The following is a 26,285-nucleotide window of genomic DNA, read 5'->3' as shown; positions in this document are numbered from 1 at the left end:
CCGGGGTCACTCGGGGCGGCGGGCGCCGAACATGATCTCGTCCCAGGACGGCACGGAGGCGCGCTTGCCCTTGGCCTTGCGGCGGGGCCGCGCGGGCCGCTGCGCCGCCGACTCCGCCGCCGCGGCCGCCGGGGAGCCGGTGACCGGCTTGTCCTGTGCGGCGGCGGGCATGGGGGGCCGGGCCGGCTTCTTCTTCGCGGGCGGCCGGGACGGCTCCCGGCGCGCCGGATGCTGGGCCGGCTGCTGCTGTGCGGGCTGCTGCGGGGCGGGCTGCTGCGGAGCCGGGTCCGGCCGCGCGGCCTTCTCCTCGGGCGCGGGAGCCGGGCGCTCTGGCGCCGGGCTGCGGTCCCGCGCCGCCTCGCCGCCGTCGCTCGCGGGCTGCTCGCTCTCCAGCGCCGCCGCCGCTGCCGGGGCGTCCTCGGCCTCCTCGGCCTCATCGGGCTCGTCGTGCGCCTGCGTCGCCTCCGCCTCCTGCGGGGCGGGCTCCTCGTCGGCGGGGGCCGGGCGCGACCCGTCCTCGCCGGGCTCCTCGCGCGACGCCTGCGCGTCCTCGTCCTGCGCGTCCTCGTCCTGCGCGGCGACGCCGTCCGGCCGCCCGTCCTCGCCCGCCTTCGCGGTCTCGGCGGGGACGGCGGCGTCGGGGTTCTCCGCGCCCTGCCGCTCGTCGCTCGCCTGGACGTCCTCGCTCGCCTCGGGCCGGAGGTCCTCGGCCGCGCCCTGGGACGTCCGGCTCTCCTCGGCGGACGCCTCGGCCTCGGCGGGACGCGCCTCCTCAAGAATCTCGGGGGCGTCGCTCGCCGCCTCGGAACGCGACTCCTCGCGCTCTAGGAGCCCGGCCTCCTCGGCGGCGCTCTCCGTACGGGACTCCACGTCCTCAGCGGGCGCCTCCCGGCGCGCCTGCGGGACGCGCGGCTCCTCCTCGCGGGCGGAGCGGTCGTCGCGCGGCCGGACGTCCTCGGCGGGACGGGCGGGCTCGGGGGCCTCGCGCAGCCGCGGGGCCTCGCGGGGCCCGTCGGAGGAGAGCGGGCGGGACGCCTCGCGCAGCGGCGCGCCCTCGCCGGGCGCGTCGCGGAAGGCGGGGCGCGGGTCGACCATGCGGCCGCGCTCGACGATGTACTGCGGCGGCTCGGCGGGGCGCAGCGGGCCGGGCGCGGCGGGCTGCTCCGGCTCGGCGGGCAGGCCGCGCGCGGCGACGTCCCCGTCGTTCGGGAGCCGGTCGTTCTGCACGACCTTCATCGCGGGACGGCGCGGGACGAGCGGGGTGACGGTGTCCGACAGCGTCTCGTCGTCCCACTCGACGGCGGTGAGGCGGGCGGCGATCTCGTCGAGCGGCGAGACGTGCCGGCGGCGCGGGTCGAACGACCACTCGGCGGCGTGCGGGCGGCCGTTGTCGAAGAACGACAGCCGGACCCGCCAGGTGGAGTCCTCGCACTTCCAGGAGTCCCACTCGACCTCCTCGAGGTCGACGCCGCCGCGGCCGAGCCGCTCCTCGACGGTCTCCCCGAGCGGCGGGCCGAGCGTGGTCTCGCCGGGCCGGCGCACCGCGACGCGCTGCGCCTGCTGCGCCATGTACTCGCGTTCCTGCAGGACCGGGCCCTCGAACCAGCGGACGCGTTCGACCGGGATCCCCGCCGACTCGGCGATCTCCTCCGCCGTCTCGCCGGACCGGATGCGGGCCTGGATCTCCTTGGGACGCAAGGGACTCTCCACTTCGATCTCGAACTGGCCGAGGCGGGAGAAGTGCCCACGGACCGCTGCGCGGAGCCGGTCGTCGACGGGCAGGGTGAACCGGGTGCCTCGGCCCGCGGTGGCCAGGACGAGGTACGTACCGTCCTCGCTGACCGCGACGAGGCGCAGCTCCTGCATGCGTGTCCTTCCTGCCCTTCCTGACGGCACGGAGGGCGCCGGACCGTCCGGCCGCGGTCTCACCGGCCGGTCGCCCCTTGCCCGCCGAGGGCGCATGCGTGCCCTTCCCCCGGGTTCCCGAGTCTCTCTTCCGGACACACCTGCTGCCAGCACCGTACCCGGCATGTCCGAACATCGCCGCTCTCGAAGCCCCCTTCACGAGGCCGAAGAGGGCACCTGACCTAGCTTGCCGGTGTCGCGGGGCGGCCGGGGGCGCCCTGCCGGATTCTTGTGCATCCTTTTCCACACTGTGCCTGAGCGCGGCCGCGCGCTCCACCCCTTCGAGGTTAGGAGCGTCACGTCTGTGGCAGGAACACTCCGATCTTCCGAATAGTTTGGTTTTCGGGGGTTTCGGGCGAACGAACAGGGGTGAAAGGGTCGATGCGGCGCACGCTGCCGGATGTCAGCACGACGCAGCTGATCGCCAGTGGGGTGGCCACGCTGGTCGCCGCCGTCGGAGCGTCCTACCTGGGCGTTTACGGGACGATCATCGGCGCGGGGCTGATGAGCGTGATGTCGACGGCCGGCTCCGCGGTCGTCAAGCACTACCTCGACCAGGGCCGAAACCAGATCAAGGACCTGACGCACCTCCAGGCGGCGGCGCACCGGCAGGGCGCGGCGGAGCAGGCGGCGGCGGAGGCGAGGAGCGCCGACCCGACGCGGACCGTGGCGTGGCCGGCGGGCGACCCGAACGCGACCCGTCTCGACCTGAGCCTCCCCGGCGACCTCGCCGGCGGCGGGGACCCGAACGCGACGCGCCTGGACCGCACCCCGGCGGAGACGGTCGCGGACGCGCTCGCCGCGGCGGCGGGCCCGGAGGCCGTCCGCGAGGTGGTCCGCCGGTCGGCGCTCGACGCCACCGCGGACTGGGTCAGGCAGCACTGGGTGAAGCTCGTGGTGTCGTCCGCCGCGGTCTTCGCGATCGTCATCGGCGGCATCACCGCCTACGAGGCGGCGACCGGCGCGCCGATCGGCAACGGCAAGGGCGGCGGCACGACGCTCTCCAAGGCGCTGACCGGAGGCGGCGGCGGTGGTGGCGGCGGCACGGACGAGTCCCCGACGTCGCCCGCCCCGTCCACGCACGCGACGACGTCCGGTTCCACGCCGAGCGGCGGCCCGTCGGGCGGCGTCCCGACGACCGGGACGCCCACCACGGCGCCGCCCACCTCGCAGCGGCCGACCGAGCCGGCGGCGCCGACGTCCTCGGCCCCCAGCACGCCGCAGACCCCGCAGTCCCCGACGCCGACGAAGACCGCCGACGGCGGCACCGGCGGCGACGGGCAGCAGAACGACCCGAACGGCGCCGACCCCCGGATCACCCAGGGGCCGTGACCGCCGGTCCCCTTGACCTGAGCCGTCGACGACCCGGACCGTCGCGATCGCGAGCGAAGCCGGATTCGGGCGGAGCGAGAATCCGATCGCGCAGCGAGCCCCCAGGGCGAGTCGGAGCGATGCAGCGATCGCACGCAGTGCCCGCCGAAGGAAGGCGCCCCAGCGCCTGACGCCGAGGGCACTGCAATGAACTCAGTCCCCGAAGACCTGGCGGGTGTAGGGGTTGGCGAAGCGGCGGTCGGGGTCGAGCTCGTCGCGCAGCTTCTGGAAGTCGGCGAACCGGGGGTAGACCTTCTCCAGGTAGGTGGCGTCGCGGGTGTGGAGCTTGCCCCAGTGCGGGCGGCCGTCGAGGGCGGTGAGGAGGTCCTCGACGCCGCGGAAGTACTCCTGGTGCCGGTCCTTGTAGTAGACGTGGACGGCGATGAACGCGCTGCGGCGGCCGTGGGCCATCGACAGCCAGGCGTCCTCCTGGGGGAGCAGCCGCACCTCGATCGGGAAGCTGATGCGCCAGTCCTTGCGGGCGAACAAGGAGCGCAGTTCCCGCAGCGCGGGGACGAGCTCCTCGCGCGGGATGGCGTACTCCTGCTCCTTGAAGCGGACCGTGCGGGGGCTGGTGAACACCTTGTACGAGGCGTCGCTGTAGGTGCGGGCGCCGAGCGCCTTGGCGGAGACGCCGTTGACGAACGGCGTGGTGGCGGGGGCGAGGTGCGTCAGCCGGTTGACGGCGCCGAAGACCTTGTTGGACAGGAACTCGTCGTCCATCCAGTACTTGAACCTCGGCAGCGGTTCGGCCGGGCCCTCGACGCGGTTGTTGCGCTTGGTCAGGCAGCCCTCGGTGTGCGGGAACCAGTAGAACTCGAAGTGCTCGTTGGCGTCGTCGAACTCGTCGACGCGGGCGAGGACCTCGTCCCACTTCATCGGCTCCTCCTGCGCGCGCAGGAGGAAGGCCGGGACGGTCTTCCAGGTGATGGCGGTGACGACGCCGAGGGCGCCGAGCCCGGCGCGGGCGGCGTCGAACAGGTCGGGGCGCTCGTCCGGCGAGCAGGTGACGGTGGAGCCGTCGGCGAGGACGAGTTCGAGCGCGGCGACCTGGGAGGCGAGGCCGGCGGCGTCGCGCCCGGTGCCGTGCGTGGCGGTCTGCAGGGCGCCCGCGACGGTCTGCTCCTGGATGTCGCCCATGTTGGCCAGGGCCAGACCGTGCTCGGCGAGCAGGCGGTTGAACGCGTGCAGCGGCAGCCCGGCCTCGACGGTGACCAGGCCGGTCGCGGTGTCGACGGAGCGGACCGCGGTGAGCGCCTGCGGGCGCAGCAGCACGCCCTCGGCGACGGCGGCGCCGGTGAAGGAGTGGCCGGTGCCGGTCATCCGGACGGTGAGGCCGTCTGACGCGGCGGACCGGACGGCCGCGGCGACCTCGGCGGTGGTGCCGGGGGTCGCGACGCGATGCGGGGTGGCCTGCTGGTTTCCCGCCCAGTTCTGCCACTTCTGGTGGGTCACGGGTGACATGCGCCGACTCTACTCGGCAATCGATCGTGAGGAAAGTTCACGTTTACTGAGCGCGCGGGAGCCCGCCAGGCCGATCAGCGCGGCCACCACCGCCGACCCCAGCGGGACGAGGAACGCCGCGTGCGCGCCGTGCGCGTCCACGACCCGTCCGGACAGCGACGACCCGGCCGCCACCCCCACCCCGACCGACGTGGAGACCAGCGCCAGGCCCTCGGTCAGCCGGCGCGGCGGGACGAGCCGCTCGACCAGCCCGTAGCCGGGGATGATCGTCGGTGAGATCGCCAGCCCGGAGAAGAACACCACGGCCATCATCGGCCACAGGCTCCCGACCAGGACCGGCGGGACCAGCCCGGCCGTCAGCAGGCCGAGTCCGGCGAGGAAGCGGCGGGCGAGCGGGCGCCGCCAGCGCCGCGCCCCGTACCAGAGCGCCGCGGTGCCGCTGCCGAGCGCGTAGCAGCCGAGCAGCACGCCGGCGAGCGCCTTGTGCCCCTGGTCCTGGGCGAACGCGACGCCGCTGACGTCGATCGCGCCGAACACCATGCCGAGCGCCAGGAACACCGGCGTGATCACGACGACGCCGGGATTGCGGAACACCCCGCCGCGCGTCCCGGGGGCGCGCGGGCGCGGCGGCGGCTCGGTGCCGGGCTGCGCGGCCAGCGCCAGGCAGCCCGCCAGCGTGCAGGCGGCCGCCGCGCCGAGGCCCGCCGCCGGGTGCACGCCGGTGGCCAGCGCCGTGACGACCAGCGGCCCGGTGACGAAGATGCACTCGTCCACCACCGACTCGAACGAGAACGCGGTGTGCAGCCGGGTGGGGGAGTCGCGCAGCACGTGCGACCAGCGGGCCCGCACCCACGCGCCCAGCGACACCTGCGTCAGGCCCGCGGCCGCGGCGGCGGGGAAGAGCGTCCACACCGGCAGCCCGGCCAGCGCGAACACGATCAGCACGGCGAAGCTCGCGGTGTTGGCCGCCACCAGCGGGACCAGGACGCGGCGCTGCCCGTACCGGTCGGCGTAGCGGGCGCTGAGCGGGGCACCGACGGCGTAGGCGACCGAGAGGGTCGCGGTCACGGATCCGGCGATACCGTACGATCCGGTAACCGCGGACACGAGAAGGACGATGCCGATCCCCACCATGGACATCGACATGCGGCCGACGAACCCGGCGGCGACGAACGGCCGGGCGCCGGGAACCGACAGCAGCTCCCGGTACGGACCGGACATCCGCGACTCCCCTCCCCACCGGGAGGAGGGGCGCCCCCGGCCCCATCGATCGACTTCAGCCCCATGATCACGTTACCTGTGGGAAAGAAGTGCCAAGACGTGTAACTCACCCGTAGCGACACTCGTTGGGAAATGTTGTGGCTCCTCCATCAGCACCGCGCGCGAGCGAGGACGGGGCGCCGGACGCTCCGCCGCCCGCCGCGCGCCCGCCCCGGCAGAGGCCGCAGAAGAAGCAGCGCAAGGGACGGTCGTCGCCCGGCGCCCCGGCGGGCGCGGCGGGCGGGGGGCCGCGGCGCGTCCTGCCGCTGCTCATCGCGACCATCGCCGCGCTCGCCGTCGCCAGCACGTCCGCCGGTGTCTACGCGGCGCTGACCACGGACCGCTCCGGGCACGCCGCCCCGTCCGGGGGGCCGCGCGGCGACGCCCCGCCGAGCGCGGGCCAGGGCGACCCGGTGAAGGTCGTCGACGAGGGGCAGGTCGCGCCGCTGCGCCGGGTCGTCCCGCCGGACGTGCTCGCCGCCGAGGCCGGGTCCATCTCCGCCGCCAAGATCGCCAAGATCGCGAAGCTGAAGCGGGTCCGCGACGTCGTGGCGGTCGCCGGCGGGGCCGTCCAGCTCCAGGGCCGGCAGGTGAACGCGTTCGCGGTCGACCCGTCCTCGTTCCGCTCCTGGACGCCGCCCGGCACCGCGAAGAGGACCGACCTGTGGGCGGCGCTCGCGGCCGACCGGTTCGTCGTGTCGCCGGACGCCGCCAAGCAGCTCCAGCTGACCGAGGGCTACGAGTACCCGGTGGTCGGCCGGACGGTCCCGAAGCTGACCATGGGCGGCTCCGGCGACCTCGGCCTGCCCGGGATCAACATGCTGGTGAGCAAGAGGTCGGGGACGCAGATGGGCCTCGTCCCGAACGTCGCGGTGCTCGTCAACGCGCCCGGGGTCAGCCCGGCGAAGGTCGTCGCGGCGGTCCGCAAGATCCTCGGCGGCGGCGCGAACGTGGTGAACCTGCACGACGCCAAGTACCAGTCGTCCGGCACGGGCGGGAAGGCGACCAGCTACCTGGACCTGTACAAGCAGGCCGCCACGAGCTGCCCCGGCCTGTCCTGGACGGTGCTCGCCGCGATCGGGCAGGTCGAGAGCGACCACGGCCGCAACGCCGGCCGCTCCAGCGCGGGCGCGCTCGGCCCGATGCAGTTCATGCCGGCCACGTGGAAGAGCTACGGGGTGGACGGCGACGGGGACGGCAAGGCCGACATCATGAACCCCTACGACGCGATCCCGGGCGCGGCCAAGTACCTGTGCGCCAACGGGGCGGGCCGCGGCGGCCAGCAGCTCTACCGGGCGATCTGGCACTACAACCACGCCGACTGGTACGTCCAGAAGGTCCTGAACCTCGCGAGGGCGTACGCGGCCCGCTACAGCTGACCGGGGCGCCCGGAGGAGCCCCTGCGGCGGCCCGCCGGTCCGGGCGCCCGGTGCTTCTCCCGAGACGGGGCACCGGGAGCGGGCTGGTTGGATGGGGGCATGACGTCCCACGACGCGTTGCTTCTGCTGTCCTTCGGCGGGCCGGAGGGGCCCGAGGACGTGATCCCGTTCCTGGAGAACGTCACCCGCGGCCGCGGCATCCCGCGCGAGCGGCTCGAGAAGGTGGGGGAGCACTACCACCTGTTCGGCGGGGTCAGCCCGATCAACCGGCTGTGCCGGGAGCTGAAGGCCGCCATCGAGGCGGACTTCGCCGCCCACGGTGTCGACCTGCCCGTGTACTGGGGCAACCGGAACTGGACCCCGTACCTCGCCGACACCGTCCGGCAGATGCGCGACGACGGTGTCCGGCGCGCGGCGGCGTTCGTCACGTCGGCCTACAGCGGCTACTCCACCAACGACCAGTACCTGCAGGACATCGCGCGCGCACGCGAAGAGGTCCCCGGCACCCCCGAGATCGACAAGCTGCCCGTCTACTGCGACCGTCCCGGCTTCCTCGACCCGTTCGTCGACGCCGCCCGGGACGCGCTCGGCCGGCTCCCGGACGGCGCGCGGCTGCTGTTCACCGCGCACAGCGTCCCGCTGTCGCAGCCGAACCGCGAGCTGTACGTCGCCGAACTGGAGGAGGCCGCCCGGACCGTCGCCGGCCGCGCCGCCCCCGGGACCCCCTGGGAGCTCGTCTACCAGAGCCGCAGCGGCCCCCCGTCCCAGCCGTGGCTGGAGCCGCAGATCACCGACCACCTGGAGAAGCTCGCCGGTGAGGGCGTCCGCGCGGTGGCGGCCGTGCCGATCGGGTTCGTCTCCGACCACATGGAGGTCAAGTACGACCTCGACGTGGAGGCGGCCGGACGCGCCGCCGAGCTGGGCGTCGCGTTCGTCCGGGCCGCGACGCCCGGCAGCGACCCGCGCTTCGCCGCCCTGCCGCGACTGCTGATGGAGGAGAACCAGTGAGCCTGCCGGAGGAACTGCTCGAACTGGCCGCCGCGACCGCCCGAGAGGTGGGCCGGATGCTGGTCGACAAGCGCCCGGCCGGCGGTCCGGACGTGGTGCAGACCAAGTCGTCCCCGACCGACGTCGTCACCCAGATGGACCGCGCCGCCGAGGCGCTGATCATCGAGCGGATCCGCGCCGCCCGCCCGGACGACGCCTTCCTCGGCGAGGAGGGCGGCGAGCGCGGCGGCGGCAGCGGCGTCCGCTGGGTGGTCGACCCGATCGACGGGACCGTCAACTACCTCTACGACCTGCCGGACTGGGCGGTCAGCATCGCCGCCGAGGTGGACGGCGCCGCGGTCGCGGGCGCGGTCGAGATGCCGCGGCGCGGCGAGTCGTACACGGCGTTCCGCGGCGGCGGGGCGCTGCTGCGCACCGCGTCCGGCGCCCGGGAGCTACGGGTGACCGAGCGGGTGCCGCTGGGCCAGGCCCTGGTCGCGACCGGGTTCGGCTACGACGCCGCGCGGCGCGCCGCGCAGGCGCGGGTGCTCACCGGGGTGCTGCCGGCCGTCCGGGACATCCGGCGCGGCGGCTCCTGCTGCGTGGACCTGTGCTCGCTGGCGGCCGGGCGCCTCGACGCCTACTACGAGCGCGGCGTCCAGGCGTGGGACATCGGCGCCGGCGCGCTGATCGTGCAGGAGGCGGGCGGGCGCGTCGAGGGCCTCCACGGCGCCCCGGCGGGGCCCGAGCTGACCATGGCGGCCGGACCGGGCACGTTCGAGGCCCTGCACGACCTGCTGGCGCCTCTCGACCCCCTCAGGGACTAGCCGGGGGCCGGGGGAGACGAGAAGAGCCCGGGACATGGGCGTCCCGGGCTCCCTGCGGTGGGGCGTCTCAGTCGCAGCGGGGTGGTTCGACGCCGATGTCGTTGTTCGCTGCGATCCGGCGCAGTTCGTTGATCTCCTCCTGGCGGATGTCCGCCAGGTAGGTGTCGCCTTCCGCGTGGGCGCTGCGCAGCGACGCGTACGCGTCGTCGAGTCGCTGCTGAATCGTGCGTGACAACTCGCCCATGGGCCTCCTCCCGGATCGTGCCCATGCCTACCCAGCCGTAGGCTGAAGGTAAACCTGTTCGCCGGTGCAATTTTCGCGGATCCTTACGCCGCCAGTTAACGCGGCGCGGCGAACGCCGTCTTGAACAGCTGTTTACGGGCGTCTTACGACTTCCGTGGCATATCTGGACCACGGGGCGACCGCGCCCCGACCGGAAGGGGACGCAGAGTGCGTGTTCTAGTCGTCGAGGACGAGCGGGTGCTCGCCGACGCGATCGCGACCGGGCTGCGCCGCGAGGCGCTGGCCGTGGACGTGGCCTACGACGGCGCCGGCGCGCTCGACCGCGCCGGGGTGAACGAGTACGACGTGATCGTCCTCGACCGCGACCTGCCGCGGGTGCACGGCGACGACGTGTGCAAGCAGCTGGTGGCGCAGCGCTACCCGGCGCGGATCATCATGCTGACCGCCGCCGGGGAGCTGGACGACCGGGTCGAGGGCCTGTCCATCGGCGCCGACGACTACCTGGCCAAGCCGTTCGCCTTCGCCGAGCTGATCGCCCGGGTGCGGGCGCTCGGCCGCCGCGCGGCGGCGCCGCTGCCGCCCGTGCTGGAGCGCGCCGGGGTCGCGCTCGACCCGGCCCGCCGCGAGGTGACCCGGGACGGGCGCCCGGTGGAGCTGACCCGCAAGGAGTTCGCGGTGCTGGAGGTGCTGCTCAGCGCGGACGGCGCCGTCGTCAGCTCCGAGCAGCTCCTGGAGAAGGCCTGGGACGAGCACATCGACCCGTTCACCAACGTCGTCCGCGTGACGATGATGACGCTGCGCAAGAAGCTCGGCGACCCCCCGGTCATCGAGACCGTGCCCGGAGTGGGATACCGCCTTTGACTTCCGAATCCGCACCGCAGAACGAGCCGAACGGCCCGAACGAGCCCGACGAGCCGGCCGGGCCGCAGGACCGGCAGCAGCCGGCGCAGCCGGGGACGGACGACCGGTCCGCGCGCCCCGGCCGGTGGCGGCGGCCCGGGCCGCAGCAGGTCCCGGGCCCCGAGCCGGGCGGCAGGAACGTGTGGCGCGGCGAGGGCGGCGCGTCGTTCGGCGAGCTGAAGAAGCTGCCCGGCCGGATGAGCGTCCGGCTGCGGCTGACCCTGCTGTACGGGCTGCTGTTCTTCATGGCCGGGGCGCTGCTGCTGTTCGTGATGTCGGTGCTGATGGCCAACATCCTCGGCAACGTCAAGGTCATCGGCCTCGGGATCACCGACGCCGAGGCGGCCGAGCTGCAGCACCAGTTCGTCGAGCAGACGATGAGGCAGCTGGTCGGCCGGTCGCTGATGGCGCTCGCCGGGGTCGGGGTGATCACCCTCGTGCTCGGCTGGTTCGTCGCCGACCGGGCGCTCAGCCCGCTGCAGCGGGTCACCACGACGGCCCGCCGGCTGTCGGAGAGCACCCTGCACGAGCGGATCGCGCTGGAGGGCCCCGACGACGAGATCAAGGAGCTGGCCGACACCTTCGACGCGATGCTGGAGCGGCTCGGCCAGGCCTTCGACTCCCAGCGCCGGTTCGTCGCGAACGCCTCGCACGAGCTGCGCACGCCGCTGGCGATCAACCGGACGCTGCTGGAGGTGGCGCTCGGCGACCCGGAGGCGTCCGCCGACCTGCGCACCGTCGGCAAGACCCTGCTGGCCACCAACGCCCGGCACGAGCGGCTCATCGAGGGCCTGCTGCTGCTCGCCCGCAGCGAGCGCGAGCTGACCACCCGCACCCCCGTCGACCTCGCCGAGGTCGCCGCGACGGTGCTGGAGCACTCCGCGCGCCGCGAGCACGACAACGACGTGGCCGTGCACCGGGAGCTGACGTCCGGGACGGCGCTCGGCGACCCGGTGCTGCTGGAGCACCTGGTGTCCAACCTCGTCGAGAACGCGATCAAGCACAACGACGCCGAGGGCGGCGGGCTGTGGATCCGCACCGGCATGCTCGACGGCTACGCCACCGTCCAGGTCGAGAACACCGGCCCGGTGGTGCCCGCCTACGAGGTCGAGCGGCTGTTCGAGCCGTTCCGGCGGCTCAACGCCGACCGGGTCGAGTCCGCCAAGGGCGCGGGCCTCGGGCTGTCGATCGTCCGCTCGGTGGTGCTGGCGCACCGCGGCGCCGTCTACGCGGTGCCGCGCCCGGGCGGCGGGCTGATCGTCACCGTCCGGCTCCAGCCCGGCTGAGGTCCCTGTCCGCCGCTTCGGCGCGGCGGGGTCGCCTACTTCAGCGCGGCGGTCGCCACCGTCGGGTCGCCGTCGTAGTCCATCCGGAGGTTCACGAACCGGTTGCTCGCCAGCGCGCCCGTCCCGGTCTGGACGAGCGGGATCAGGGCCATGTCGTCCAGCGCGATCCTCTCGGCCTGCTGGTAGAGCTTCGTGCGCTGGTCGTCGGAGACGGTGCGCACCGCGTTGGAGATCAGCCCGTCGAACGTCGAGTTCTTCCAGCCGGCCAGGTTGTAGGAGTCGCTCTTGCCGACCAGCGTGCCGCCCAGCAGCGACCACAGCATCGTGTACGGCGACGGGTAGTCCGGACCCCACGCGAACAGGGCCAGTCCGGACGCGTCGCCGGCGGTCACCACCTGCCGGAACTTGTTCCAGTCCGACAGCGGTGTCGTCTTCAGCTCGACGCTCCAGCCGAGCACCTGCCGCAGGCGTGCCTGGACGGCCTGCGCCGCCGTCGCGCTGCTCGTCGTCTGCTGCAGGTACAGCCGGATCTTGGTGCCCGGCCCCAGCCCGGCCTGGGTGGCGAGCCGCTTCGCCTGCGCCGGATCGGACGCGTCGCACGACGCGCAGACGCCCGCCTTGCCGAAGCCGGGCAGCGAGGGCGGCACCAGTCCGTGCGCGGGCGCGTACCCGGTGCCGTACACCGCGGCGAGCGACCTGCGGTCCAGCGCGTACGACACCGCGAGCCTGGCCTCCTTCGACTTCATCGGGCCGCGCGCCGTCACCGGGACGAGCATCCGGGTGAAGGGCAGCGTCCTCGTGAGCGTCGTTCCGCCGGACGGGGTGCCCGCCGAGGGAGTGGCGGCCCCCGCGGCACTGGGCAGCGGCGCCCAGTCGGTGCCGCCCGAGGCGAACGTCACGCGTCCCTGCGCCGTGTCGGTGAGCACGCTGACCTGGACGGTGTCGAGCTTCGTCCTGCCGCACGCCCACCGGTCGTTGCGGACCAGCGTGTAACTCTTGCCCTTCTCGTAGGTCTGCAGCTTGAACGGCCCGTTGCCGACCGGGTTCTGGTTGTAGGACGCGTTGTCCGACGACCCGGCGGACCGCGGCAGCGGCGCGAACGCCGGGTCGCCGAGCCGCTTCGGGAAGTCGCAGTTCGGCGAGGTGAGGTCCACGTCGATCACGCTGCCCGACGCGTGCACCCCCGACAGCGTGCCCGCCTGGCCGCTCGAGGCTTCGGGATACCCGACGATGTCGGCCATCAGGACCGGCCCGCCGCCGGTCGGGGTCCGCGCCGCCCGCGTCCAGCCGCGCTCGAACGCCGCCGCGTCCACCGGCGAGCCGTCGCTGAAGGTCGTCCCCTCCTTGATGCCGATCGTCCACTTCGAGCACGTCCCGTCGGACTTGATCTCGGTGGCCAGCCGGTTGCGGACGACGCCGTCCGGCCCGGTCTCGGCGAGGCCGGTGAAGAGCAGCTTGTCGAGGAACCGCTCGGTGCCGACGTAGGAGTGCGACGGGTCGATCTCCCCGTCCGTGGAGCCGAGGCTCGCGACGGCCGTCCGCAGCGTCCCGCCGTCCCGTCCCACCGGCGGCTCGGGCTTGTGACCGCCGCCTCCGCCCGTGTTCATGATGATCACGGTGGCGACGAGCGCGAGGGCGACCGCGGCGGCGCCGCCCGCGCCGGCCAGCACGCCGATCCGCTTGCGCGACCGGGTGCCGGGCGGCTTCGTCATGTCGACGCCGGGGCCGGGCGGGGCCTGCTGCTGCCCGGACGGCCACGTCGACGGGCCGGCGTAGGCGGACGGCCCGGACCACGGCGCGCCCGGCGCCTGCGGCTGCGGCTGCGCCTGCGGCACGGGAACGCCCGGGCCCGGCGGCGGCATGTTCGCCGGCGGCTGGTGGAAGGGCGCCTGCGGCACCGGTGGAGACTGCGCGAGCTGCGGGTACGAGGCGAGCGACTGCGGCGTGAGGGACTGCCGGACGCCCAGCGGAGACCACGCCGCCTCCAGCCGCGCGGAGTCCGCGGCGGCCGTCTCGGCGCCCCTGCTGAGCATCTCGTCGGCGCCGTCGCCACCGCCGCCGGGCCTCGGCGGGTTCCCCGCGAGCGTCAGCAGCGTCGCCAGCACCTGCTGCGACGCGGGCCTCAGCGCCGGGTCCTTGCTCAGGCAGTGCGCCACGACGCCGCGCAGCGGCTCGGGCATCATGCCGAGGTCCGGCGCCATGTTCAGGATCCGGTGCATGACCGCCGGGATGGAGTCCTGCCCGAACGCGGGACGGCCCGTCGCGGCGACCGCCATCGTCGCGCCCCAGGCGAACACGTCGGCCGCCGGGCCGACCGGCGCCCCCGAGATCTGCTCCGGCGCCATGTAGGCGGGCGTCCCGACGGCGGTGCTCGACAGCGTGCCGGTCGCGTCGAGCGCCCGGGCGATGCCGAAGTCGATCACCCGCGGCCCGTCCGCGGCGAGCAGCACGTTCGCCGGCTTGAAGTCGCGGTGCACGACCCCCGCCTGGTGGATGGCCGCCAGCGCGGTCATCGTGCCGATCGCCAGCCGGTCCAGGTCCGCGTCGCGCTGCGGACCGCCCTCCGCCAACGCCGCCGACAGGGACGGGCCGTCGATGTACTCGCTGACGATGTAGGGCCGGTCGCCCTCGACGTCGGAGTCCAGGATGCGGGCCGTGCAGAACGCCGAGACCCGCTGCGCCACCGCCACCTCGGCCGCGAACCGCGACCGGGCCTTCGGGTCGGCGCTGAAGCGCGCGTGCAGCAGCTTCACCGCGACCCGGTGGCCCGGCTCGTCCTCGGCCAGGTAGACCGCGCCCTGCCCGCCCTCCCCGAGCAGCCCCGTCAGCCGGTAGTCGCCCAGTCTTTCCGGATCGCCCGGGCGCAGCGGGCGGATGTCGGGCATCTGGATCCTTCGGGGGGAGGCGCGGATGTCGTCGGGTGTCCGGGGCCGCTCGGGCCGGCCCGGGCCGGCCGGACCGGCGGAGCGGTCAGTCGCTCACCGTCCCGGACGCCGAGGGGGTCGGCGCGCTGCGGGTCTGCCGCCACTCCCAGCGCATGGTGCTGCCGCCGGGGTTGACGAACCGGACGTAGCCGGGCGCGCAGTTCTCCGTCTTCTGCCCCGCCATCGGCGTCTCCTGGTACTCGACGTAGCTGCTGGTCTCGTCGCCCGACAGCAGCGAGAGGTTGGTGTAGCAGGTCGGCTGGACGCCGCCGTAGTCGTACTTGGCGGTGCCGTGCGTGTAGACCAGCGCGAACTCCGCCTTGAAGTTCTGGTGGCCGGCCGGGGCGCCCGGCTGGTAGCCGTCGCCGTTCCACACGCCGACCAGCCCGCCCTGCGTCGAGCCCGTCGGCGAGTTCTCGGTCGGCGGCGTGTAGATCGACGACGTCGGCGTCGGGTCGGCGCCGTCGCCGCTGTTCGCGGCGATGATCACGAACACCACGACGCCGATGAGCGCGATCAGCGCCAGCACGCCGCAGCCGATCGCGATGGCCGGGCCCGGCGAACCCGACTTCGCGGGCGGCGGCCCGTAGGCCATCGGCGGCTGCATCGGCCCCTGCACGGGAGGACGCTGCCCCATCGGCATGTTCGGCGGCGGGGGCTGCATGCCGCCCTGGTACATCGGCATGGGCGGCGGCGTGATCGGCTGCGGGGGCGGCGTCGCCGGGCCCCCCATGCCGCCCTGCATCCCGGCGCCCTGCATCCCGCCCTGGTGCAGCGGCATCGGCGGCGGGGTGATCGACTGCTGCGGCGGCTGCGGGCGCGGCGCCGGCGGCACCCGCGGCGGCGCGGGCATCTGCGCGGCGATCCGGGTGCCCTGGTTGAGCAGGTCCTCCGGGTCGGCGCCCGGGTTCGACGGCGCGGCGCCGACCGCGCCGAGCAGGTTCAGCAGCAGCTGCGGCGCCGGCGGGCGCAGCCCCGCGTCCTTGGACAGGCAGCGCGCGACCAGGTCGCGCACCGGGCCGGGCGGCAGCGCCGACAGGTCCGGGTCCTCGTTGAGGATGCGGTTGATGATGACCGGCAGCGTGTCGGCCTCGAACGGCGACTGCCCGGTGGCCGCGAACACCATGGTCGCGCCCCAGGCGAAGATGTCCACCGCGGGCGTCAGCGGCGCGCCGGTCAGCTGCTCGGGCGCCAGGTAGCCGGGCGTCCCGACCACCATGCCGGTCGCGGTGACGGCGCTCTCCTGCGAGTTGACCGTCCGGGCGATGCCGAAGTCCACGACGCGCGGGCCGTCGGAGGCCAGCATGACGTTGTTGGGCTTGAAGTCGCGGTGCACGATCCCGGCCTCGTGGATGGCCGCGAGGGCCGTCACGGTGCCGATCGCCAGCCGCTCCAGCTCGGCCGCGCCGAGCGGGCCGTTGTGCGCGACCACGTCGTGCAGCGACGGGCCGTCGATGAACTCGCTGACGACGTACGGCTGGTCGCCGTGCACGTCGGCCTCGAGCACCCGCGCGGTGCAGAAGGGCTCGACCTTCTGCGCCGCCGCCACCTCCCGCGTGAAGCGGGCGCGCGCGGCGGGGTCGTTCGCCATCTGGGCGTGCAGCAGCTTGATGGCCACGTACTCGCCGCCCGGCGCGCGGCCGAGGAAGACCGCGCCCTGCCCCCCGGCGCCGAGCCGGCCGACGACCTCGAACTGACCCAGTGCCCTGGGATCGCCCGGCTCCAGCGGAGCGGCATCCGGCATCTGATCCTCCAGTGACCCGCAGTGATGTCCCGCGACAATGTGCGTCCGGACCCCGTCGCGAGGCCCGGGCCCCCGTACCGGCCCCGCACGGGGCCGGCGAGCCCGGCCCCCGACCTCAGGCGGGCACGATATCGCGTTAGTTCAGACGTTTCACCGAAGCGTCTGGTTCAGCGGTCCACCAGCCGGTTCGAGCCGTCCCGCGCGCCGCGGGCCGGTCGGCGCGCGCAACGCTCCCGGGACCGATATGATCCCCGCCGCCGCGGGAACCCCGACAGGCGCACCGGCCCTTCGGGAGCATGCCGGAACGCCGGGCGGGGGGCGTGTGACGGACGACACAACGCGGGGGTGGGAAACGGGTGATCGGTGTCACCCGTGGGAACGGTCGCGCCTCGTGTGTCGTAGGTCACCAACCGTGACAGAATTTCCCGCCCGGATCGGGCACAAGAACGGTCCCCCGAGCGTTAGTTCCGCGCGACGGGGCGCATAAAGCACTGAGGGGGATGGAGATAGAAGATGGCGACCGACTACGACAGCCCACGCAAGACAGACGACGACCTGAGCGAGGACAGCCTCCAGGAGCTCCAGGCCCGGCGCGCCGACAAGGCCGCCAGCATCATCGACGAGGACCTGGACGCGGGTGAGGTCGCCGAGCTGCCCGGCGCCGACCTGTCCAACGAGGAACTGACCTTCCGGGTCGTCCCCCGGCAGGCCGACGAGTTCACCTGCACGCGCTGCTTCCTCGTGCACCACCGCAGCCAGCTGGCCACCGAGAAGAACGGCCAGCCGGTCTGCCGCGAGTGCGCCGCCTGACACGTCCGGGGGATCGGCCCTTCGGAGAGGCACCACCGGGAGCGGCATGACGGGAGAACTCGAACGACGGCACGACGACGTGGAGCCGGCGCGCGGCGACGGCTCCACGGAGCTCGGCGAGCTGATCGGCAGGCTCGCCGGCGACGAGGAGATGGACCGGGAGACCCGGAGGCGGCTGCTCGGCCGGCTGGCCCGGCTGCTCGGGCAGGGCGCCCGCCGGGCCGGCGCCGCCGGGATCGCGCGCGGCCGCTGGCTGGCCGACCTGCTGCTGGAGGCGGCCCCGCACATCCCGATCCGTGATCTGGAGACGCTGGGCCGCCACCATCACGGGCTGTCCGGCGAGGACCTCGCCGACAACCTGGTGAAGGTGGCGGGCAACGCCACCACCGCCGTGGGCGCGGCGGGCGGTGCGCTCGCCGCGGTGGAGTTCGCCGCTCCGCCGCTGCTGCTGACCGCCCCCGCCCAGATCGCCGCGGAGACCCTCGTGGTCGCGGCGATCGAGGTGAAGCTGATCGCCGAGCTGCACGAGGTGTACGGGGTCAGCGTGCAGGGCTCCGGCACCGTGCGCGGCGCGGCGTTCGTCACCTCCTGGGCGCGCCAGCGCGGCGTCAACCCGCTGGAGGGCGGGACGTTCACCAGCGCGCTCGGCTCGGCGGCGAAGGCGGCGCTGCGCAAGCGGATGATGCGCACGTTCGGCCGCCACATGACGACGATGGGCCCCCTGCTGACCGGCGCCGCCGCGGGCGCCGCGCTCAACCGGGCCGCGACGAGGGCGCTGGCCGCGAAGGTCCGGCACGACCTGCGCGGATCCGCGGAGGAGCTTCCCCCGCCGCTGGACGGCACGTTCGGCTGAGCGGCGTCCGGCGGCGGTGGATCCGCGTCCCCCTCGCGGAGCCGGACGACGCGCCCCGGCCACGGCCGCCGCACCCCCGTATCCCCGTCCCCCGGCTCGAAGGCGCCACCGAAGCACCGGGCCGGAACCACCGGCCGACGACAACAGGCCGACAACAACGGGCCAACAGCAACAGATCAGGGCATCAGGGCCGTAAGCGTCGTGGCCGGTCCCGGACCAACCGGGACCGGCCACGACGCGTTCGAGCCCTCGATCGGGCCTCCTGATCAGACCCTCGCGATCAGGCCTCCACCTTGAGGTGGGAGGGGAGCTCGCCGGTCCCCTTGGCCCACTGGTGGGCGGCGGCGCGGGTGGCGAGCAGCCGCGCGATCTCCATGCCGACGCCCATCACCACGGCCCAGCCGATCGCCTCCGACAGCGCCACGTCCGGCGACTCGGGGTTGGTCGGCGGCTCCTTGCCGGTGGTCTTCTTCCAGATGAGCGTGATCGCCTTCTTCGCGACGAAGCCGCCCGCGAAGGCCGCGGCGCCGGCCATCACGCGATAGCCGATGTCGCCCTTGTCCGCCATCATCGTCCTCCAGTCGTCCTGTCGCCTCCGACGCTACCGGAACGCCCCGCTCCGGGCGGGAAAGGCCGCCGCGTCGGCGCGGGCAAGTGGCATGCGGAGGGGGCGGATGTCAATACCATTGCTTTATGACAGAGCAGCCGCGTACGCCGAGCGTCCCGCCCAAGCCCTCCCTGGACGGCCTGGAGGACAAGTGGGTACGCGCCTGGGAGGACGCCGGCGTCTACCGCTTCGACCGCACCCGGCCGCGCGGCGAGGTCTACTCGATCGACACCCCGCCGCCCACCGTGAGCGGCTCCCTCCACGTCGGCCACGTCTTCTCCTACACCCACACCGACACCGTCGCCCGCTTCCACCGCATGCGCGGTCGCGCCGTCTTCTACCCGATGGGCTGGGACGATAACGGGCTGCCCACCGAGCGGCGCGTGCAGAACCACTTCGGCGTGCGGTGCGAGCCGTCGCTGCCCTACGACCCGGAGTTCGAGCCGCCGGCCGAGCCCGACCCGAAGCGCCAGGTGCCGGTGTCGCGGCGCAACTTCATCGAGCTGTGCGAGCGGCTCACCGAGGTCGACGAGAAGGCGTTCGAGGAGATGTGGCGCCGGGTCGGCCTGTCGGTCGACTGGACCCACCTCTACTCCACCATCGGCGAGGCGTCCCGGACGGCGTCGCAGCGCGCGTTCCTGCGGAACCTGGCGCGCGGCGAGGCGTACGTGTCGGAGGCGCCGACGCTGTGGGACGTGACGTTCCGCACGGCCGTCGCGCAGGCCGAGCTGGAGGACCGCGAGCAGCCGGGCGCGTTCCACCGGATCCGGTTCCACGGCGACGAGCGGCCCGTCTACGTCGAGACGACGCGCCCGGAACTGCTGCCGGCGTGCGTGGCGCTCGTCGCGCACCCCGACGACGAGCGGTACCAGGAGCTGTTCGGGACGATGGTCCGCACGCCGCTGTTCGGCGTCGAGGTGCCGGTCCTCGGGCACCGGCTCGCCGAGCCCGACAAGGGGTCGGGCATCGCGATGATCTGCACGTTCGGCGACGTCACGGACGTCACCTGGTGGCGGGAGCTGAACCTGCCGACCCGGGCGGTGATCGGCTGGGACGGCCGGCTGTCGGCCGAGCCGCCGGCGGGCGTCGCGGCGGAGCCGTACGCGGAGCTGGCCGGCAAGACGGTGTTCTCCGCCAAGGAGCGCGTCGTCGAGATGCTGCGCGAGTCCGGCGACCTGGACGGCGAGCCGCGCAGGATCAGCCGGCCGGTGAAGTTCTACGAGAAGGGCAACAAGCCGCTCGAGATCGTCACGACCCGGCAGTGGTACATCCGCAACGGCGGGCGCGACGCCGCGACCCGCGCCGAGCTGCTCGCGCGCGGCGCGGAGCTGAACTGGCATCCGCCGTACATGCGGGCCCGCTACGAGAACTGGGTGGAGGGCCTGAACGGCGACTGGCTGATCTCCCGGCAGCGGTTCTTCGGCGTGCCGATCCCGGTCTGGTACCCGCTGGACGCGTCCGGCGAGCCGCGCTACGACGCGCCGATCGTGCCGGCGGAGGACGCGCTGCCCGTCGACCCGTCCTCGGACGTCCCGCCGGGCTTCGCCGAGGACCAGCGCGGCAAGCCGGACGGGTTCGTCGGGGACCCGGACGTCATGGACACCTGGGCGACGTCGTCGCTGACGCCGCAGATCGCGGGCGGCTGGGAGCGCGACGCCGACCTGTTCTCCCGGGTGTTCCCCTACGACCTGCGGCCGCAGGCGCACGACATCATCCGGACGTGGCTGTTCTCGACGGTCGTCCGGTCGCATCTGGAGCACGGGTCGCTGCCGTGGACGGACACCGCGCTGTCGGGCTGGATCCTCGACCCGGACCGCAAGAAGATGTCGAAGTCCAAGGGGAACGTCGTCACCCCGATCGGCCTGCTGCGCGAGTACGGCTCGGACGCCGTCCGGTACTGGGCGGCGAGCGGCCGGCCGGGCACCGACACCGCGTTCGACACCGGTCAGATCAAGGTCGGCCGGCGGCTCGCCATCAAGATCCTCAACGCGTCGAAGTTCGTGCTGGGGCTCGGCGAGGTGGAGCGGGGCGCGGCGGTGACCGAGCCGCTGGACCGGGCGATGCTGGCGTCGCTGTCCGGGGTCGTCGCGGACGCGACGGAGGCGTTCGAGGGCTACGACTACGCGCGCGCCCTGGAGCGCACGGAGCGGTTCTTCTGGGAGTTCTGCGACGACTACCTGGAGCTGGTCAAGGCCCGCGCGTACGGGGAGGGGCCGGAGGCGCAGTCGGCGCGCGCGGCGCTGCGGTCGGCTCTGTCGGTGCTGCTGCGGCTGTTCGCGCCGGTGCTGCCGTTCGTGACCGAGGAGGTCTGGTCGTGGTGGCGGAAGGGCTCGGTGCACGCCGCGTCCTGGCCGCTGGCGGCCGAGCTGCCCGCGGACGGCGACCCGGCGGTGCTCGCCGCGACCGCTGAGGCGCTGCGGCAGGTCCGCAAGGCCAAGTCGGAGGCGAAGGCGTCGATGCGCGCGGACGTGTCGCGGGCGGTGGTGCGCGGCGCGGAGGCCGGGCGGGTCTCCCGTTCCGACCTCGCCGCCGCGGGGCGGATCGCCGAGCTGACGCTGGAGAGCGCGCCCGCCGACCTGACGGTGGACGTGACGCTGGCGCCCGCCGACTGACCCCGCGGCCCGTCCGGTCCCGCGCGCCGCGCGGGACCGGCGACCGCTCCGCGCGACTCGCCCCGACCACCGGCGGCCTCCCCGGCGGGGATCAGATCGCGCAGGGCAGGTGCTTGATCCCGTTGATGAAGCTGGAGAACAGCCGGTCGGGCTCCCCGGTCGCGCGGATCCGCGGGACGCGGGTGAACAGCTCGCGGTACATCACCGTGATCTCGCGGCGGGCGAGGTTGGCGCCGAGGCAGAAGTGCGGCCCGGGGCCGCCGAACCCGACGTGGGGGTTCGGCGAGCGGGTGATGTCGAACGCGTCCGGGTTCTCGAAGACCGTCTCGTCCCGGTTGGCGGAGTTGTAGAAGAGCAGGACCTTGTCGCCCGCCTTGTACTCGTGGCCGTTCATCTCGTGGTCGCGGGTCAGCGTCCGGCGGAACTGGATGACCGGCGTCGCCATCCGGACGATCTCCTCGACCGCGCCCGGGATGTGCGCGTCGAAGTCCTCCAGCAGCAGGGCGCGCTGCTCGGGGTTGTCGGTCAGCAGCTTCAGCCCGTGCGACATCGCGTTGCGGGTCGTCTCGTTGCCGGCGACGACGAGCAGGATGAAGAACGAGCCGATCTCCTGGTCGGTGAGCGACTCGCCGTCCACGTTCGCCGAGATCAGCGCCGACACCAGGTCGTCGCCGGGGTTCCTGCGGCGCTGCCGGGCCAGCTTCATCGCCAGGTGGTTCAGCTCGTACCCGGCGGCCAGCACCTTGAGCAGCCCGTAGAGGGCGCCCATGCGGGTGATGCCGTCGCGGGCGTAGTTCTTGCCGCCCATGTACTCGGGGTCGCCGAGGCCGAGGATGAGGTTCGTCCGGTCGTACACCATCGGGCGGACGTGCTCGGGGATCCCCATCATGTCGCAGATGACCTGCAGCGGGAGCCGTGCCGCGACGTCGGTGACGAAGTCGGTCGAGCCCTTGGCGAGCAGGTCGTCGACGATCCGGGTCGCGCTCCTCTGGAGGTCGTCCTCCGTCTTCTCCAGGACGCGGGGGGTGAACGCCCGCGACACGATCCGGCGGATCTTGGCGTGCCGCGGGTCGTCCATGTTGATCATCGAGCCGAAGTAGCGGGCCAGGAAGCGCGGCAGGTCCGCGATGCTGTTGGAGCACGGCTCGCTGCTGAAGACCTGCGGCGTCCGGCTCGCCTCGACGACGTCGGCGTGCCGGGCCAGCGCGTAGAAGCCGGCGCCCGACCTGACGAACGGCAGCTTCAGCTCCTGGAAGAACGCCGGATGGTCCAGCTCGCGCAGCCGGGCGAAGGCGGCCAGCCGCCGCTCCTGGGGCAGGGCCCAGAACTCCAGCGTGGACAGGTTGCCGTCGATATCGTCCCGCGCAGCGGTCGTCACGCCCGCTCACCGCCCTCGGCGTCGTCTCCAGAATCAGGTTCGGTTTCTATCGAACCGGCGTCCAATGGCGCCGTCAAGGCGAATCCGGTGATTCGGACGGCCGGCGGTTCAGGCCGCCGGCGCCGCGGCCCGCCCGTGCAGGACGGCGCGCTCCACCGCCGTCCACGTGCCGGACGCCAGCAGGTACAGCCCGGCGGCCAGCGGCACGAACGCGGCGAAGACCACCGTCCCGAACGGCGCCACCCGGGCCAGCACGCCTGCCGCCCCGGCCGGAGCGGTCCGCGCGGCCCGCCGCGACGACCACACCGCCAGCGCCGCGAGCAGCGCGAGCAGGCCGAGGAACACCAGCGACGGCGGCGCGAACAGCCCGCCGCCGACCAGCCCGATCCAGTTCTGCCCCAGCGGCGCGCCGAGCAACGTGTGCGCGAGCAGGACGTTCTGGTGCCCCGCCACCGTCGCCGACCGGAACAGCCGGTACATCACCATGAAGAACGGCGCCTGCGCGAACATCGGCAGGCATCCCGACAGCGGGGTCGCGCCCTCCGCCTCGTACAGCGCGGCCGTCTCCCGCTGGAGCCGGCGCGGATCCTTCTTGTGCTTCTTCTGCAGGGCCTGGACCTGGGGCAGCAGCCGCGCCCGGTTCCGCTCGCCGCGGGCGGCCGAGACGGCGAGCGGCAGCATCGCCAGCCGGACCAGGAGCGTGAACAGGACGATGGCGGTGGCGGCCGCCGCCGGGCCGGCGACCGGGCCGATGCCGTCGGCCAGTCCCTTGACCAGGGCGTACGCGAGTGAAACGGGGACGTCGAACACGGACATGGGAACCTTCCGGTGGGAGGGGGATCGGTGGCGTGCCGGCCGCGCTCAGGCGGCCGCGATCTCCGCTCCCGGTGCCCGCGGGCGGGGGCGTCCCGCCGCGTCCGGATCGCGCTGCGGGAGGAAGGCGGTCCGCAGCGTCCGTTCCCGCAAGGTCGTCCGCACGCGCGCAGGCGCCGCCCGGTGGCCCGGCCCCGCCGCGCGCACGCGCACCACGGCCAGGACGACCAGTCCCGCCACGGTGACCGTCGCCAGCGCCACCAGCGCCGGCTGCCCCGGCGCCGTCCCGGCCCACTCGGCCGCGGCGAGCACCCGCAGCAGCGCGGCGACCACCAGCGACCAGAACACGAACGGACCTTCCTGACGATACGGACGATCCATAGTGTCCCACTCATTCCCGCCGGTACGCCATGGGTGCCGGGTTCCGCCGGGAAACGGGTAGGGTCGCGCGCGAAACCGGACGCGAGGGCGTTTCACATGCGGTCCGCCGCCCTCGGTCCCGGTATTGTCGTGTGGCTTCTCGGCGGGACCGCCGGAACGCTCCCGAACGCGAGGTGGACGTTGGGCAAGGTCGATGTGCTGATCAAGCGGCTCGATCCCGGGCTGCCCCTGCCGCAGTACGCGCACGCGGGCGACGCGGGCGCGGATCTGGTCGCCGCCGAGGACGTCGAGCTGCCGCCGGGAGAGCGCGCCGTCGTCCCCACGGGCATGGCGATCGCGCTGCCCGACGGCTACGCCGCTTTCATTCACCCCAGGTCCGGTTTGGGCGCTAGGTTGGGGGTCACCATAGTCAACGCACCCGGTACGGTCGACGCCGGCTATCGGGGTGAGATCAAGGTGACCCTGCTGAACACCGACCGCCGCGCCACCGTGCGGCTGCGGCGCGGCGACCGCATCGCGCAGATGGTCGTGCAGCGGGTGGAGCAGGCTGTGTTCCACGAGGTCGCCGACCTTCCCGGATCGGCCCGCGGGACCGGTGGATTCGGCTCCACGGGCGGGTACGCGGGCGGGGGGCTGCCGGGCATGGGTGACACTGGTAACGAGCACAGTCGAGAAGGAGCGTGAGTCGTGGCTTTTGGACGTCGCCGGCAGGCCGAGGAGCCCGAGAGGGGACCCGAGGCGACCGAGGAACCGGCGGAGGCCGTTGACGAGGCCGCCGAGGAGGCTCCCGCCGAGGCCGCGAAGGCCGAGGGCGGGCCCTGGGACTCCGAGGACTCCTTCCCCGAGCTGCAGCGCCTGGACTTCGGCTCGATGCAGGTCCCGATCGCGCCCGGGCTCGGCTTCCAGGTGAACTTCGAGGCCACCCAGGTCGACGAGGAGGGCAACCCCCTCGACGGCCGGCCGGTCGCGGTGCTCGTCCAGTACGAGGAGAGCGCCATGCAGCTCCAGGTGTTCGCCGCGCCCAAGCGCAGCGGCATCTGGGACGACGTGCGCCGCGAGACCGCCAAGGACATCGAGGAGGAGGCGCAGGGGCAGACCCAGGAGGGCGAGGGGCCGTTCGGTCCCGAGCTGCTGGCGATGATCCCCGCCGCGCTGACCGAGGAGGTCCTCGCGGAGATGCCGCAGGAGGTCCGCGAGCAGATCCCGCAGGAGTTCGTCGACCAGGGCTGGGCGCCGCAGATCATCCGCTTCCTCGGCGTCGACGGCCCCCGCTGGTTCCTGCAGGCCGTGGTGCAGGGCGCCGCGATCGAGGACGAGGAGCAGTGGCAGGTCCTGGAGGACGTGCTGCGCGGCGTCGTCGTCGTGCGCGGCGACGCGCCGATGCCGCCCCGCGACCTGCTCGAGCTGCAGATCCCCAAGGAGTTCAGCGAGGCCGGGGAGAACGGCGAGGAGCAGGGCGGCGAGGAGAACTTCAACCCGTTCGAGCGCGGCCCCGAGATCACCGAGGTCCGCTGACCCGCGACCGCCGGCCCGGGACCGCCGACCCGGACCGCTGCCGCCCGCCGGGCCGTGCGCCGTTTTCGGTCGCACGGCCGGCGGGTTTCTGCGTTTCGGGAGGCGCCGGATCCCTTGCGTCCGGCGCCCGCCGGGTGGTCAATCGGGACATGTCGAAGAGAACGCGGAAGCGCCGGGCCCGCAAGCGGAGCAAGCACAACAAGGGCAAGCGGCCCAACGCCCGGCACTGAGCCGCGCGCCGCGCCCCGGTCACCGCGCTCGGGCCGCGCCCGGCGCCGTCACCCTCCGATCATCTCGAAGGGCATGGCGTGCTCGACGCCCACGGCCCGCCCGGTCGGCTCGACGACGCCGGTGAGGAACGCGGCGGCGTCGAAGTCCGCGCCGAGGTTGCCGAAGTACACCTCGTGCGCCAGCAGCGAGTCGATGCCGTCCTGCAGGTGACCGGTGACGTCCACGTAGTGCCCGGCCTGCGGCGACCCGCCGAACAGCGCGAACCGGACGCCCTGCCACGGCTCCAGGCCGAGGTCGCGGAACACCCAGCGGTTCGCCGCGTCCCTGATCGCGTCGGCGACCGCGAGGCCCAGCGCCCGGTGGTCGGCCATGTTGAAGCCGCCGCCGGGGAAGGTCTCCCGGAAGTTCACCGACAGCACCACCTCGGGCCGGTGCCGCCGGATCGCCGCCGCGAGGAGGCGCCGCAGCGGCAGCCCGTACTCCAGCACGCCGTCCTGCAGGTCCAGGAACTCGACGTTCTCTACGCCGACCCGGCGGGCCGCCTCGATCTGCTCCAGGGTGCGGACGCGGCGCACCTCGTCGGGGTCCATGCCGTCGATCCCGGCCTCGCCCCGGGTCGCCAGCACCTGCGTCACGCTCTTGCCCTGGGACGTCCATTTCGCGACCGCGGTCGAGCCGCCGTACTCCAGGTCGTCGGGGTGCGCGACGATCGCCAGCGCCCTGTCCCAGTCCTCCGGTACCGGTTCCATGGCCCCATCCTGGCGGACCGGCGGCCGGTGCCGAAGCTCCTAAGA

23 protein-coding genes are annotated in these 26,285 nt (G+C 73.8%); 12 read left to right on the top strand and 11 right to left on the bottom strand.

Annotated elements, in window-relative coordinates; genetic code table 11:
• Window positions 1-6: 6 nt before the first annotated feature.
• Window positions 7-1,866 (bottom strand): septation protein SepH, encoded by a 1,860-nt coding sequence (gene sepH, locus J4557_RS11920; RefSeq protein ID WP_208266562.1) that lies wholly within the window; start codon window positions 1,864-1,866, stop codon window positions 7-9.
• Window positions 1,867-2,286: 420 nt separating this feature from the next.
• Between sepH and J4557_RS11915 the strand changes: the two genes are divergently transcribed.
• Entirely contained in the window at window positions 2,287-3,237 is a 951-nt protein-coding gene (locus tag J4557_RS11915) for a hypothetical protein (RefSeq protein ID WP_208266561.1), read from the top strand.
• Between the two features lie 192 nt (window positions 3,238-3,429).
• Here the strand turns inward: J4557_RS11915 and J4557_RS11910 are convergent, their stop codons facing one another.
• Both J4557_RS11910 and J4557_RS11905 read right to left on the bottom strand, forming a co-directional pair.
• A complete protein-coding gene (locus tag J4557_RS11910; RefSeq protein WP_208266560.1) occupies window positions 3,430-4,740 on the bottom strand; it encodes a D-arabinono-1,4-lactone oxidase in 1,311 nt (436 codons plus the stop codon).
• Window positions 4,741-4,749: 9 nt separating this feature from the next.
• On the bottom strand, window positions 4,750-5,961 hold the full coding sequence (locus tag J4557_RS11905; RefSeq protein ID WP_208266559.1) for an MFS transporter: 1,212 nt from the start codon (window positions 5,959-5,961) through the stop codon (window positions 4,750-4,752).
• A gap of 137 nt (window positions 5,962-6,098) precedes the next feature.
• On the opposite strand from J4557_RS11905, the gene J4557_RS50865 reads away from it, so the two are divergent.
• The 3 genes from J4557_RS50865 (at window position 6,099) to J4557_RS11890 (ending at window position 9,193) form a co-directional block, all read left to right on the top strand.
• The gene (locus J4557_RS50865; RefSeq protein ID WP_307799683.1) at window positions 6,099-7,379 is read left to right on the top strand and encodes a lytic transglycosylase domain-containing protein; all 1,281 of its coding nucleotides are present in this window, start codon (window positions 6,099-6,101) and stop codon (window positions 7,377-7,379) included.
• Between the two features lie 99 nt (window positions 7,380-7,478).
• Window positions 7,479-8,387 (top strand): ferrochelatase, encoded by a 909-nt coding sequence (locus J4557_RS11895; protein WP_208266558.1) that lies wholly within the window; start codon window positions 7,479-7,481, stop codon window positions 8,385-8,387.
• Complete coding sequence (locus tag J4557_RS11890; RefSeq protein ID WP_208266557.1) at window positions 8,384-9,193, top strand: inositol monophosphatase family protein; 810 nt, start codon at window positions 8,384-8,386, stop codon at window positions 9,191-9,193. Before J4557_RS11895 ends, J4557_RS11890 begins: the two co-directional genes overlap by 4 nt.
• Window positions 9,194-9,260: 67 nt before the next feature.
• Here J4557_RS11890 and J4557_RS11885 read toward each other — a convergent pair whose 3' ends face one another.
• The gene (locus J4557_RS11885) at window positions 9,261-9,437 is read right to left on the bottom strand and encodes a hypothetical protein (protein WP_190859996.1); all 177 of its coding nucleotides are present in this window, start codon (window positions 9,435-9,437) and stop codon (window positions 9,261-9,263) included.
• A 207-nt stretch (window positions 9,438-9,644) separates the two neighbouring features.
• On the opposite strand from J4557_RS11885, the gene J4557_RS11880 reads away from it, so the two are divergent.
• Window positions 9,645-10,298: a response regulator gene (locus J4557_RS11880; protein ID WP_190859998.1), complete on the top strand. Its 654-nt coding sequence runs from the start codon at window positions 9,645-9,647 to the stop codon at window positions 10,296-10,298.
• A complete protein-coding gene (locus J4557_RS11875) occupies window positions 10,295-11,623 on the top strand; it encodes a sensor histidine kinase (protein WP_243775639.1) in 1,329 nt (442 codons plus the stop codon). Before J4557_RS11880 ends, J4557_RS11875 begins: the two co-directional genes overlap by 4 nt.
• A 35-nt stretch (window positions 11,624-11,658) precedes the next feature.
• Here the strand turns inward: J4557_RS11875 and J4557_RS11870 are convergent, their stop codons facing one another.
• Window positions 11,659-14,508, bottom strand: a complete 2,850-nt coding sequence (locus J4557_RS11870; RefSeq protein WP_208266556.1) for an ABC transporter substrate-binding protein — start codon at window positions 14,506-14,508, stop codon at window positions 11,659-11,661.
• A gap of 85 nt (window positions 14,509-14,593) precedes the next feature.
• Window positions 14,594-16,291, bottom strand: coding sequence for a serine/threonine-protein kinase (locus J4557_RS11865; protein WP_208266555.1), 1,698 nt, complete (start codon window positions 16,289-16,291; stop codon window positions 14,594-14,596).
• 513 nt (window positions 16,292-16,804) lie between these two features.
• On the opposite strand from J4557_RS11865, the gene J4557_RS11860 reads away from it, so the two are divergent.
• Window positions 16,805-17,101, top strand: a complete 297-nt coding sequence (locus J4557_RS11860) for a DUF4193 domain-containing protein (RefSeq protein WP_117404125.1) — start codon at window positions 16,805-16,807, stop codon at window positions 17,099-17,101.
• A gap of 46 nt (window positions 17,102-17,147) precedes the next feature.
• Complete coding sequence (locus J4557_RS11855) at window positions 17,148-17,954, top strand: hypothetical protein (protein ID WP_243775638.1); 807 nt, start codon at window positions 17,148-17,150, stop codon at window positions 17,952-17,954.
• Window positions 17,955-18,234: 280 nt separating this feature from the next.
• Here the strand turns inward: J4557_RS11855 and J4557_RS11850 are convergent, their stop codons facing one another.
• On the bottom strand, window positions 18,235-18,522 hold the full coding sequence (locus J4557_RS11850; protein ID WP_208266826.1) for a DUF4235 domain-containing protein: 288 nt from the start codon (window positions 18,520-18,522) through the stop codon (window positions 18,235-18,237).
• 125 nt (window positions 18,523-18,647) lie between these two features.
• Between J4557_RS11850 and valS the strand changes: the two genes are divergently transcribed.
• Entirely contained in the window at window positions 18,648-21,173 is a 2,526-nt protein-coding gene (valS, locus tag J4557_RS11845; RefSeq protein WP_208266554.1) for a valine--tRNA ligase, read from the top strand.
• A gap of 91 nt (window positions 21,174-21,264) precedes the next feature.
• On the opposite strand, the gene J4557_RS11840 is transcribed toward valS, so the two are convergent.
• From J4557_RS11840 to J4557_RS11830, 3 genes are all read right to left on the bottom strand, one after another.
• On the bottom strand, window positions 21,265-22,551 hold the full coding sequence (locus J4557_RS11840) for a cytochrome P450 (protein ID WP_208266553.1): 1,287 nt from the start codon (window positions 22,549-22,551) through the stop codon (window positions 21,265-21,267).
• Window positions 22,552-22,659: 108 nt separating this feature from the next.
• Window positions 22,660-23,367, bottom strand: a complete 708-nt coding sequence (locus J4557_RS11835) for a YidC/Oxa1 family membrane protein insertase (RefSeq protein ID WP_208266552.1) — start codon at window positions 23,365-23,367, stop codon at window positions 22,660-22,662.
• A gap of 45 nt (window positions 23,368-23,412) precedes the next feature.
• Window positions 23,413-23,712 (bottom strand): DUF6412 domain-containing protein, encoded by a 300-nt coding sequence (locus J4557_RS11830; protein ID WP_208266849.1) that lies wholly within the window; start codon window positions 23,710-23,712, stop codon window positions 23,413-23,415.
• 213 nt (window positions 23,713-23,925) lie between these two features.
• On the opposite strand from J4557_RS11830, the gene dut reads away from it, so the two are divergent.
• The 3 genes from dut (at window position 23,926) to J4557_RS52550 (ending at window position 25,490) form a co-directional block, all read left to right on the top strand.
• A complete protein-coding gene (dut, locus tag J4557_RS11825; RefSeq protein ID WP_243775637.1) occupies window positions 23,926-24,429 on the top strand; it encodes a dUTP diphosphatase in 504 nt (167 codons plus the stop codon).
• Between the two features lie 3 nt (window positions 24,430-24,432).
• The gene (locus tag J4557_RS11820) at window positions 24,433-25,260 is read left to right on the top strand and encodes a DUF3710 domain-containing protein (protein ID WP_208266550.1); all 828 of its coding nucleotides are present in this window, start codon (window positions 24,433-24,435) and stop codon (window positions 25,258-25,260) included.
• A 149-nt stretch (window positions 25,261-25,409) separates the two neighbouring features.
• Window positions 25,410-25,490 carry a 50S ribosomal protein bL37 gene (locus J4557_RS52550; protein ID WP_483860509.1) on the top strand — a complete coding sequence of 27 codons (81 nt, stop codon included), beginning with the start codon at window positions 25,410-25,412 and terminating at the stop codon, window positions 25,488-25,490.
• Between the two features lie 48 nt (window positions 25,491-25,538).
• Here the strand turns inward: J4557_RS52550 and J4557_RS11815 are convergent, their stop codons facing one another.
• Window positions 25,539-26,240 (bottom strand): PIG-L deacetylase family protein, encoded by a 702-nt coding sequence (locus tag J4557_RS11815; RefSeq protein ID WP_208266549.1) that lies wholly within the window; start codon window positions 26,238-26,240, stop codon window positions 25,539-25,541.
• Window positions 26,241-26,285: the final 45 nt, after the last annotated feature.

The sequence above is a fragment of the Actinomadura nitritigenes genome (genome assembly GCF_017573545.1).
Taxonomy (GTDB): Bacteria; Actinomycetota; Actinomycetes; order Streptosporangiales; family Streptosporangiaceae; genus Spirillospora; species Spirillospora nitritigenes.
Note: the sequence above shows the minus strand (reverse complement) of the source record. Positions and strands in the feature narration are given on the sequence as shown.

Excerpts from the sequence above, each read along its gene's own strand:
- sepH (WP_208266562.1), bottom strand. The coding sequence starts at position 1,866 with ATGCAGGAGCTGCGCCTCGTCGCGGTCAGCGAGGACGGTACGTACCTC.
- J4557_RS11915 (WP_208266561.1), top strand. The coding sequence starts at position 2,287 with ATGCGGCGCACGCTGCCGGATGTCAGCACGACGCAGCTGATCGCCAGT.
- J4557_RS11910 (WP_208266560.1), bottom strand. The coding sequence starts at position 4,740 with ATGTCACCCGTGACCCACCAGAAGTGGCAGAACTGGGCGGGAAACCAG.
- J4557_RS11905 (WP_208266559.1), bottom strand. The coding sequence starts at position 5,961 with ATGTCCGGTCCGTACCGGGAGCTGCTGTCGGTTCCCGGCGCCCGGCCG.
- J4557_RS11895 (WP_208266558.1), top strand. The coding sequence starts at position 7,479 with ATGACGTCCCACGACGCGTTGCTTCTGCTGTCCTTCGGCGGGCCGGAG.
- J4557_RS11885 (WP_190859996.1), bottom strand. The coding sequence starts at position 9,437 with ATGGGCGAGTTGTCACGCACGATTCAGCAGCGACTCGACGACGCGTAC.
- J4557_RS11870 (WP_208266556.1), bottom strand. The coding sequence starts at position 14,508 with ATGCCCGACATCCGCCCGCTGCGCCCGGGCGATCCGGAAAGACTGGGC.
- J4557_RS11865 (WP_208266555.1), bottom strand. The coding sequence starts at position 16,291 with ATGCCGGATGCCGCTCCGCTGGAGCCGGGCGATCCCAGGGCACTGGGT.
- J4557_RS11860 (WP_117404125.1), top strand. The coding sequence starts at position 16,805 with ATGGCGACCGACTACGACAGCCCACGCAAGACAGACGACGACCTGAGC.
- J4557_RS11855 (WP_243775638.1), top strand. The coding sequence starts at position 17,148 with ATGACGGGAGAACTCGAACGACGGCACGACGACGTGGAGCCGGCGCGC.
- J4557_RS11850 (WP_208266826.1), bottom strand. The coding sequence starts at position 18,522 with ATGGCGGACAAGGGCGACATCGGCTATCGCGTGATGGCCGGCGCCGCG.
- valS (WP_208266554.1), top strand. The coding sequence starts at position 18,648 with ATGACAGAGCAGCCGCGTACGCCGAGCGTCCCGCCCAAGCCCTCCCTG.
- J4557_RS11835 (WP_208266552.1), bottom strand. The coding sequence starts at position 23,367 with ATGTCCGTGTTCGACGTCCCCGTTTCACTCGCGTACGCCCTGGTCAAG.
- J4557_RS52550 (WP_483860509.1), top strand. The coding sequence starts at position 25,410 with ATGTCGAAGAGAACGCGGAAGCGCCGGGCCCGCAAGCGGAGCAAGCAC.
- J4557_RS11815 (WP_208266549.1), bottom strand. The coding sequence starts at position 26,240 with ATGGAACCGGTACCGGAGGACTGGGACAGGGCGCTGGCGATCGTCGCG.